The organism is Nitratidesulfovibrio oxamicus (assembly GCF_015731765.1).
In the GTDB taxonomy this organism is placed as follows: domain Bacteria; phylum Desulfobacterota; class Desulfovibrionia; order Desulfovibrionales; family Desulfovibrionaceae; genus Cupidesulfovibrio; species Cupidesulfovibrio oxamicus.
In genome coordinates, this window is sequence record NZ_VRYY01000162.1 from 1 (window position 1) to 5224 (window position 5224).

Below are 5224 nucleotides of genomic sequence, written 5' to 3' on the forward strand. Positions count from 1 at the left end.
AGTTCGTGGCACTGCTCCACGCCGCCGGGCGTGACCTGACGCAGCAGCCCCTGCCCGCGCAGCCAGGCGTTCAGGTCCACCTCTGCCCGCACCGGGCCGAACCCGTGGTCGGCCAGCGCCAGCAGCCGCACCGGGCGACCGTCGCGCTCGGAAAGCGCCTTGACGAGATCCAGCACCTCGCCCAGCAAAGCATCCCATTCCGCCAGAAAATCCATGCAAGCCGGATGTTGCGGGTGGCCTTCGCCGGTTACCGCGTCCCACAGGAAATGGAACAGCCGGTCGGTTTCCGTCAGCACCAGCACGAACAGGTTCCACGCAAGGTCGGGCCACAGCAGGCGCAACGCCGCGCGGCGCGAGGCAAGGGTGGCGCGCAGTTCCGCCAGCAGGTGGGCCGGATCCGAGCCGCCACGCGCGGTGTCGGCCTCCAGCCGGTAGCCCGCCCCTGTCAGCGGCCCCAGCAGGAACGGCGGATGCACCGCCCGCGCAAGGTCGTGCGCCACGAACCCGGACACCAGCATGCCCGGAATGGGCCGCGCCGGATAGGTATTGGGCAGGTTGACGACCCGGCTGGTCAGCCCGCGCTCGCCCAGACGGTCGAAGATGGTGGGGGCGGCCACCTGCGAGAAGTCGGCCAGCGACAGCTGTCGGGTGGCCACGTTGAACCGCGTGAAGCCGTACACCCCGTGCGTTTCCGGACCGGACGCCGTGTAGAACGAGGTCCAGTTCACCGGCGACAGGTCGGGAAGCTCGGCGGCAAGGGCCGACGCGTTGGGGGATGCGGCGATGCGGGCAAGATTGGGGGTGCGGCCCTGGGCGCAAAGGTGGCGGGCCAGCGAGAACGGCAGGCCGTCCAGCCCCAGCACCACCAGGCGGGGGCGCGTGTCCGTGTGCATACCCAGCCTGTAGCAGATGGGGGGGCGATGCGCCAGCGCGCGCAAGGCACGGCGTGGGCGGCGGTGGGACGACGGGGTGACGGGCGGCGGGAAAAGACGGTGGCCGTTCCGCCAATGCCTGTCCGCCACACTACCGGAAGCGTGGTGTGTGCGCGGTGGTGGGGGGCGAACCGGTGGACCTGGCACACCGTCCCGCCGCGCATGGCGGTGACATCGCAAGGCAGTGACCTCGCCGCCCCTTGCGTGCTTGCGCTAGGCCCCGCGCTTGCGCCGCGCGGTGATGGTTTCGCCGCCCACGCCCCAGTTGTCGGTGTCCACCTCGTCGATGGTCACCACGGTGGTGGCGGGATTCTTGCCCAGGATGTCCACCAGCAACTGCGTGACGCCCCGGATGAGCGTCGCCTTCTGTTCGCTGGTGGCGCCTTCGCGAGTGATGCGGATGTTGACGTAGGGCATGGGAAGCTCCTTGCGTGCGGTTGGGTGCGCCAGTATCCGCCGCCGGGGCGGGCGCGTCCAGCCCCGCCGCGCCCCCTGTTGTTTTGACGTCCGGCGCATCCGCGCTCTATCATGGGTAAAACATGCTATCCGTGATACGGAAAGGTGACGCACCCGCCGCAGCCCGCCACTTGCGACGGGGGAAACCGTGACGGCAGGCGACAGCCGGGCGGCGACGGACGACACCGGACAGGCTACACCGGGCAGTCCGCGCCGGCCTGACGACACCGATCTGACCATGCCGATTCGGGGGCACCGCCGGGACCATACCGGGTCGGCCACGTTGCCGCGGCCACACCGCCCGGTTGAATCGCCCCCGGCCGAACGGCCCCGGCAAACCTCCCTGATCCAACAGCAAGGACCGACCATGGCCAAATTCGACTGTGAACTCTTCGGCCACTTCGTCTACGGGCCGGAACTGAGCTACAACGACCTGCTGGCCCGCGAGGCGGAACTGGTGGACGCCATCCACGGCGCGCTGGACGCCACCGGCGGCGAACACATCGATTTCACCCCCACGGGCGATGCCTTGCGCGTGCAGTGCGTGTTCGCCCACCACGAGGAAACGATATTCCACGCGGCCTGCGCCGCCGTGGCCCCCCTGCTGCGCCACGACGTGGAAGGCCGCATGCTGTTCGTGGACAAGGGACTGGACCTGCTGCACCTGTACCTGCTGGCCGACGAGGCCTGGCAGGAAGCCGCCCTGCGCCTGCCCGACGCCCGCGCGGGCATGGCTGCCCATGCCCACAAGGACCCGGCCCTGACCGTGGTGCCCACGGTAAAGCCCAAGCCGGGATCGGCCCGTGCCAAACGCGGAAAGGGCGGAGGTGGCGGCAAGGCTGCCGCGAAAGCGGAGGAATAGGCGAAGGGGCGCGGGTTTCGCTCGGGCCTGCCTGGGCGTGCCTGCAACTCTCCGGACAGTCGAGCCTGTGTCCGGTCCCATCCGGTCCCACCAGTTCCTGTCGGGGTTTGCCGGGGCCTGCCTGGCATCTCCGGCCTGTCCGGCCTGTCAGGCCTGTCAGGGCACGCCAGGCAAGTCAGGGAGAATCGGGCAAACAGGTCGCAACCTGTCGGCACTCTGGCCTGACAGTATCGATGATGCTCCAGCCCCTGCCCCACTTGTCGTCACCCGGCGCCCCTGCCCCCAGACGGGGCAATCCGACGCGCCGCACTCCCCAACGCCTGCGCCACCACACGGACCACCGCCCCTCGGCAACCCCGACATTGACGGCAACCCGCCCCCATACTAGGGTTTCGGCCCATTCCCACCGTGCCCGGATGGCGGAACTGGCAGACGCAAGGGACTTAAAATCCCTCGGCCTCACGGCTGTGCGGGTTCAATCCCCGCTCCGGGTACCACCTCTTCCCCCGCCGCCACAGTCGACACACAGCGGACTTTCCGTCAGCACTCGTTCTGATGGCATTCGCAACTTTCATTTTTGGAACATCCATCCAGCAACACGAAATTAACTGCCACGGATACCCACTCACCGAGTACGAATGGTTATTTTTCGGCCCCCGAAGAGATGCTCCTGAAATCTGGGATGATTTTTACATCGCTCGCTAATTCGCTTTGCTCAGTTCTCACCAACGCATTACCCGCATCATGCGACTCAATTAACATCCCTCAGAGGTGCACATCTCTGCCCCCCCACCCACGAATCACAACACACAAGCAAAGAAGCATAAATATCTATGCCAATAAGCATCTACCCCGATGCCACACAGGCACTACCAGAGGAGCTGACGCTTAGCCATTTCCTTCGCACGGCCAACAATCATGAGGACAAGGCACTAAAAGAGTTCAAGGAGCCACTAAAAATCCTTGGGGGAATAGACGCCCTGTACATGGACATCACCAAAGAACCGGGGGGAGCCAATCCACCTGTCTCTGGTGTACTATTCTTGAATGCTCACGCTTCATGGCGGGCTGCGATACGGCTTGCGTTGAGCGGCCAAATTCTTCCAACTTTCATGACCCTTCGCGGTTCCATAGAAAGCGCATTGTACGCCAATGCCATGGTTGTTAATCCAACATTGCAAAATATCTGGATAGAGCGAGATAAAAGCGAAAAATCGCGAAACGAATGCCGAAAAAAGTTCACAGCAAAAAAGATGTTCAAATATCTAGCGGAAGCACACGATCAAGAATTTTCAAAGCATATTGAAAATATCTACAATTCCACTATTGATTTTGGTGCGCACCCAAATACTCGCTCAATATTAGCGAGCACAAAAATAGACGAGCACAAAGAACATTACACGCCAAACTTTACATACATCAAAGCAATCGGAACATTTGAGCTATCACAAGCACTCGTTGCTTGCGCAGAAATTGGTATATCAGCGTTCTCAATTTGCTTGGCATGCTTTAAAAGCCATCCAACCATAGAGCACTTTTACCAACGCATCACGAGTGCGATTGACACTGTTCCACTATTGATCCGCGCATTCGACCTCAAGGAAAATAGCTGACCACTCCGCGAATCATTCCTCCGCCGTCACCCCCGACATTCCACATCTCGGCGTACAGGCCGCCGCGCGACAGCAGTTCGTGGGGGGGCCGCGTTCCGCCCCGCGGCCCTGATCCAACACGAAGACACAGTCGAAGTCGGCCAAGGTGGATAGGCGGTGCGCCACGGCGATGGCCATACTCTCTGGGCGCGCAGTGCGGGCCGACGCCACAGGCGTACCGAAGCGGTCGGACCGGTCAAACTGCCCGCCCGTCAGGCAGGCACACATTTTCACTGGCCCGGTGGATACGCCCTTTTATGGCAATCCTGCCGTCGTTGATCAGAGGAGAGTCACCGCAGAACAAGCCCGCAGGCGCGGTCCGGTGCGATGCGGGGTGTTGCTGGTGGAGGCGTCGGCGGCGAAACCGACAGAAGGCCTGAGGTCACGATACTGCGCTTTGCGGGCAGTCCCGGTCCGAGGAACACAACGAATTACTGCACGGATCGCAGGTGATGAAAAGAGGAAGTCGGCAAGACGGCCCAGAGAAATCACGCGGCACGCGTGGCGCAGGGCGTGTGGTGTGCAGGATCCTCCGCCCCGTTGCCTGCCGCGCGCTTTCCGGTATGGTGAAGGAAATCCCGCTTCAGGAGCCCGCCATGCCGCATGCCCACCGCGCATCCCACGCAGATCCCCTTCATGTTCCCCATGACACGGCCCATGCCGCTGCCCGTGACGCGATCAATGACGCGCGTCGTGCCTTCGGAGAGCCACCAGCCCCGCACGCACCCCGCACCACGGACAACGCCGCGGTGGCCAACGGTTCGTCCAGATGGCTGGGAGCCCTGCTCGGCCCGCTGGTTCTCACCGCCGGGCTGGTCATGACGTTGGGCACCCTGCTGAGCGGGTGCGGTGACAAGACTCCCCCCGGCGAGGCGGTGGCCATGCGGGCCTGCCGCATCTGCCACGGCGCGGACCGCATCTGCGCGGACATCGGCAAGCTGGACCGGGCGGGTTGGGAAAAGACCGTGGACCGGATGATCGCGGGCGGCGCCAACGTCACTCCCGAGGAGCGCATCGTCGTCATCGACTGGCTATCCGCGCGCAAGCCGGGCGACAAGTCCTTGTGTCCGTAAGCCGAAATTCGGCACCTTCCGGAAGGCAACCGATCAGCATCCGGACACCATGCGCATGTGCGTCCATACCGCACGCTTGCCGCACCCCTTGCCGCACACCTTGCCGGATCGGCAAACGGCCCCTCCATGGCAGGCCGCGCACCGCCCACCTGTCGTGCGGCCCCCTCTTCCGCCCCCGGCTGCAGCTGCCCCCCTTCCGCGAGCCGAGCCGGTCGGACCTTCGGCCTACCGTGCCCCGGCGGGCTGCGT

At 64.1% G+C, this 5224-nt stretch carries 5 protein-coding genes and 1 tRNA gene; 4 read left to right on the forward strand and 2 right to left on the reverse strand.

Translation table 11 applies throughout. The features are described from left to right. Together FVW20_RS06945 and FVW20_RS06950 are read right to left on the reverse strand one after the other, a co-directional pair. The coding region (locus FVW20_RS06945) for an alkaline phosphatase family protein (protein WP_196608858.1) at window positions 1-893 on the reverse strand (893 nt) is incomplete at its 3' end. A 252-nt stretch (window positions 894-1145) separates the two neighbouring features. Beyond that, complete coding sequence (locus tag FVW20_RS06950) at window positions 1146-1349, reverse strand: 2-hydroxymuconate tautomerase family protein (protein ID WP_196608859.1); 204 nt, start codon at window positions 1347-1349, stop codon at window positions 1146-1148. Between the two features lie 406 nt (window positions 1350-1755). Between FVW20_RS06950 and FVW20_RS06955 the strand changes: the two genes are divergently transcribed. From FVW20_RS06955 to FVW20_RS06970, 4 genes are all read left to right on the forward strand, one after another. Then, window positions 1756-2250, forward strand: coding sequence for a hypothetical protein (locus tag FVW20_RS06955; protein WP_196608860.1), 495 nt, complete (start codon window positions 1756-1758; stop codon window positions 2248-2250). Window positions 2251-2660: 410 nt separating this feature from the next. Next, window positions 2661-2747, forward strand: a tRNA-Leu gene (locus FVW20_RS06960). Window positions 2748-3083: 336 nt separating this feature from the next. Further along, entirely contained in the window at window positions 3084-3863 is a 780-nt protein-coding gene (locus FVW20_RS06965; RefSeq protein ID WP_196608861.1) for a hypothetical protein, read from the forward strand. Between the two features lie 788 nt (window positions 3864-4651). After that, entirely contained in the window at window positions 4652-4975 is a 324-nt protein-coding gene (locus FVW20_RS06970) for a hypothetical protein (RefSeq protein ID WP_196608862.1), read from the forward strand. Window positions 4976-5224: the final 249 nt, after the last annotated feature.

Bases quoted from the DNA above. Each gene is read 5' to 3' on its own strand.
- FVW20_RS06965 (WP_196608861.1), top strand. From the start codon at position 3,084: ATGCCAATAAGCATCTACCCCGATGCCACACAGGCACTACCAGAGGAG.
- FVW20_RS06955 (WP_196608860.1), top strand. From the start codon at position 1,756: ATGGCCAAATTCGACTGTGAACTCTTCGGCCACTTCGTCTACGGGCCG.
- FVW20_RS06950 (WP_196608859.1), bottom strand. From the start codon at position 1,349: ATGCCCTACGTCAACATCCGCATCACTCGCGAAGGCGCCACCAGCGAA.